Raw genomic sequence first — 4,471 nt, 5'->3', positions numbered from 1 at the left:
GGAGGTGTACTTGATGCCCACAATCAGAGAGTTGTTGATGCCAATAGAGAACGTTGGCTGGAACAAGACAATAGCGGTTGGAATAGGTTGAATATGCTTATGAACGCCGGTCATGGCTTCGCAAGAAATTACGGCACGACGACGAATAATCATACAATTTCTAAGATAGAGGGCAATAATCCGTGGAAAAATGTAGGGGCTATAGGTTCTCTGGCACTTCGAGCAGCACCGATGGCTTTTGGTTACATGGCAGGTGGTCCAATGGGAGCAGCGTTGGCAGCAGGAGTTCCCAAGGATTTTTTAGATTACATGAATAAGAAACAGAAACAATAGCTGTATAATCATTAAACGATAATTTTAAAAGGAGAGCGTGATAGGAATGCTTAGTATCTCTAAACCATTTGGCGAATTTCTGGATAATATCATATAAGAGAGAAATAGATGAAAAAAGAAACAACGAGTTATGTACCAAGAGTATTTGATCCAATAGCAAGGGAGAGGCTCACTTACGCAAGAAATCAAACACGATACAATCCTTTCCTTTTAGCACTGGCAAAGTCGCAGGTACATCCACTACATGTGAATAAATTTCCCTTTTTGTTTGATAAAGAGCCTACACTCCCCAAAATTCCGTCTACTTGGGAAGAATTACAACAGGCAAGAAAACAACAGATTGCTACACCTAATATACCAACTACTTGGGAAGAATTACAACAGGTTAGAAAACAATCTGCAATAGATTCTCCATTTCCGCAATCTTCTACTCTTACTGAACAACTGAAGCCAGTTGAGTCTGTATCGCATGTACAAACCTCTCCAGTAGATACGCAGACAGATTTAGATAAATTTTTACAGTCTAATACTTATAAGTTTTTTCAATCAGATGCGTATCAGAAACTCAAAGATCTTTTTGCAGGTATGGCAGAATCTTCATCAGACGGTTCTGGGTGGGATGCGCTTGCAAGTGGTGTAAAGCATCTTAATGAAGGTGATAAACAAAGAGGGCAGGTTAACCAAACCGTCGAGTATCTGAAATCTAAAGGGTACAGTGAAGAAGAAGCGCGGTTCATAGCTGGAAATAAAGATGCGTTGAATGCTTTTCTATTACAAAAAGTGAACGGTGGTTATGATGCTAGGTCTAAAGAAGAAATGGACCGCCTACGAGAAACGATAGAGCTTAAAAATAGTGAAGCTATCAGTAGTAATACACTCCGTGACATTGAACGTTTTACGAATTATATAGAAGAGACTGGTGAATGGGCTACAGGTAATTCGGCTGCTGTACAAGCTAAATTAGGTGTTCCTCAACACCGTGATATGAGTTCACTGCTTGATTCCATTAAAAACCGTATAGGTATTGACCGTTTAGAAACCATGAGACGCTATTCACGTAATGGAGCTTCTGGTTTGGGTAACCTCACAGAAAAAGAGCTTGATATATTAAAGAGCTATTTAGGAGAGGTAAAGTACAACTTGGGTCATAAAGAATTGTTGTTTAGATTGAAAAAAATCCATGAGATTTTGGGTAAGATGAAATCAGACGTATTATCTTTGTTAGAAAACGGCAACATTGCATTAACACAAGAGAATATTGATAAAGTCACATCCCAATCGCATTCTACAGGTCCTCAGAAAGGATATAATAATCAGTTACCAAAGATGGGTGTAGAAGAAGCCGCAAGCAACGGGAACATAACTTACTTTATTGATAGTTCTAATGGTAAAGTTCTGGTTAAGGAGAAATAGTAATGTCCCCTTATAAGACTTTTGGTGGGATTAATTCTCAATATGTATACGCTAAGAATGGGACACGTTTTCGTGTAGTTGAAGACCCTGCTGAGATTGAGAGTTTTTTAACAAAAAATTCTCCTTCTCCCCGATATGTATACTCTAAAAACGGAACACGTTTCCGCGTAGTTGAAGATCCCGCTGAGATTGTGAAGTTATCTAATTCTTTTTCTGAAGGATTGCAAAATACAGCAGATCAATCAACTACAACAGATGATTTCTCATTTGATGATAAAGATCTTACATGGTGGGATGCTATTAGAAGCCATGGTACATCTGGTCTCACGGCGGGGTACAGTGATGAGATACAGGCGGCGAATGAAGCAGGTTTTAAAGATTATTGGCGTGGTGATAAGAAAGCAGAAGAGGTTTATAATAGAAGAGTAGCCAAGGAACGTGCTTATCAAAAAGCCTTGGAAAAAAAATATCCATGGTTGTCTTCTGGTGCTTATATTGCCGGTTCGATTTTACCAACATTAGCATCTTTTGGTATCCCTGCATTAAATTTTTTGCGAGCAGGATCAACTTTAGGAAGTCTGGGTAGGGGAGCTCTTGTTGGGGCAGGTTCTGGTGCTTTGCATGGTTCTGGTGCAGGAGAAGGTTATAATGATACGGTGAATTCGGCGTTAGCTGGTGCTGCGGGTGGCGCTGTTTTGACGCCGGTCGCTATTTTGGGAGGTATGGGAATTTCTAAGGTAGTTCGTGGTGCAGGAAATCTTGTAAAGGATATTCCTATTATAAAGAGAGTTTTTAATCCTGCTCATAAAGAGGTTTTAAATAAAGCTTTGCGAGAAGTTGCCAAGCAACTTTACAATAATAGAACTAAAAATATCACTCAACGTCTTGAGAAAGAACCTCATGAGGTATTTTTGACAGACATTAATGAAAAACTACGACAGATTTTGTGGAACTCATCCAAAACAAATGAAAATGTTTATAATCTTTTGAAAAAAGCGCATGAGAAAAGATTAGGCGGTTCTGTTCAACGTCTTGATGATATGATGGAGAAGATAATTGTTCCATACCAACATAGCTATACTTTAAGCAGGGCTCTTAAAAAGCAAGGGAAAGAAGCACATGATCATCTTTATGAGCAGGCAAAGCAAACTCCAATAGGCCAAGAACATTACCCAGTTCTTGATAAACTTTTTGAGAATAAAGGGTTTCAAAAAGCTCTCAAAGAAGCTGTAAATACCTTAGAAGAACATTCGCTGAAAGAAAATCCTAGACGATTTTATGATAGAAGGTTTAGCAGTATAAACTATAAACCTACGATAGAGTTATTAGATCAAACCAAGCAGTCTCTTGATGATTTGATCAAAAAAAGTGAAAGACTTGGGGATAATCAAAAAGTCTCTGGCTACCAAATACTCAAACAAAATTTGGTAAAAATAATGGATCAAATTTCTCCTACTTATAAAGAAGCACGTGGTAGTGCAGAAAAATTCAAAAACTTTGAAAATAGCTTTGAGAAAGGTAAGCAGGCTCTTGGAACAAAATTAGAAAAGGGTATTGAAAGGGATGAGGTTAAGGAAAGTCTTTATAAAGGCAACTGGTCAAGTAAAAACAATACCTATCATATTGGTATGAGAGATGCATTAGATGATTTATTAAGGAAAAATAATGACCCTGTTAATGAATTCTCTAATCTTTTAAAACAAAATCTTGCATCTGAGAATCTTAAAAGGATTATAGGATCCAAACGGTTTTCTACTTTTAAAAAGGCAGTAGATCAGGAGAAGTTCTACTCTGATGCAGCAAAAGAAGGTTTTAGAAAATTTGAAGGCGCTCCTGAGTTTTCTATTCGTGATGGAGTTAGTTTCCCAAACCTTACTGATATGCACACTCAAGCTTTTAAATTAACACGGAATATATTTTATCATCCGAATTCATCAGAAGCGGTACGAGCAAGACAAGAGATGGAGCGTTGTATAGCAAAATTAGCAACTTTTGGCGTTAACGGAATGGAGAGAAATGAGATTGCCCAATTGATTCAAAGTGCTTTAAAATGGCATAAAGTGGGAGTAATAACGGATGAAGGCTTGAAGATTGTTTCTAGAGCTATAGCAAAAGGGCTAGGTCCTAGTGCTTCAATAGAGTATGCGAAATGACCAGTTCTAGACCTTCAGTAGACCAAGCGATCCGTCAAGCAGCAGCACGGTATGGCTTGCCCGAAAGCTATTTATACCGTGTAGCGCAAGTGGAAAGTGGCGGCAATCCGAATGCAAGGAATCCCCGTTCTTCTGCGGGTGGGTTGTATCAATTTATAGACAGCACAGCCAAACAATATGGTTTGCAAGACCGTTTTGACCCCATGCAAGCGGCAGATGCCATGGGACGGTTGACCCTTGATAATCGCAACCATTTAAGCCGTGTATTGGGAAGAGCGCCTACTGATGCAGAATTGTATTTAGCACATCAACAAGGCGCAGGAGGAGCCGCCCGTCTTTTACAAAATCCCCATGCCAATGCAGCGCAAATCGTTGGCAGTAATGCGGTTGGTTTAAATGGTGGGAATAATAACATGCGTGCAAGTGATTTTGTCAACCGCGTGCTACAGATGTATGGGGGGCAGCCTTATAGAGCAGCAAGTCCTATAGCACAGGGTGGTTTTGGCAATAGAGACAACATGTTAGAGGTTTTACGGGCATTATTAGCATCACAATTAGCATCCCAAGAAGAG

At 39.3% G+C, this 4,471-nt stretch carries 3 protein-coding genes and 1 pseudogene; all 4 read left to right on the top strand.

Annotated elements, in window-relative coordinates; genetic code table 11:
• Positions 1 to 333: pseudogene (locus ACFINC_RS08925) on the top strand (hypothetical protein); the annotation flags it as partial.
• A gap of 108 nt (positions 334 to 441) precedes the next feature.
• The gene (locus ACFINC_RS08920) at positions 442 to 1,746 is read left to right on the top strand and encodes a hypothetical protein (RefSeq protein ID WP_375616975.1); all 1,305 of its coding nucleotides are present in this window, start codon (positions 442 to 444) and stop codon (positions 1,744 to 1,746) included.
• 2 nt (positions 1,747 to 1,748) lie between these two features.
• Positions 1,749 to 3,899 (top strand): glycine zipper family protein, encoded by a 2,151-nt coding sequence (locus ACFINC_RS08915; protein WP_375616974.1) that lies wholly within the window; start codon positions 1,749 to 1,751, stop codon positions 3,897 to 3,899.
• Positions 3,896 to 4,471, top strand: a 576-nt coding sequence (locus ACFINC_RS08910; RefSeq protein WP_375616973.1) for a transglycosylase SLT domain-containing protein, incomplete at its 3' end; no start/stop codon positions are given. The genes ACFINC_RS08915 and ACFINC_RS08910, both read left to right, overlap by 4 nt.

This window comes from Bartonella sp. AP58NXGY (assembly GCF_042195785.1).
GTDB lineage: Bacteria > Pseudomonadota > Alphaproteobacteria > Rhizobiales > Rhizobiaceae > Bartonella.
This window is presented reverse-complemented; position numbering and strand designations above follow the sequence as displayed.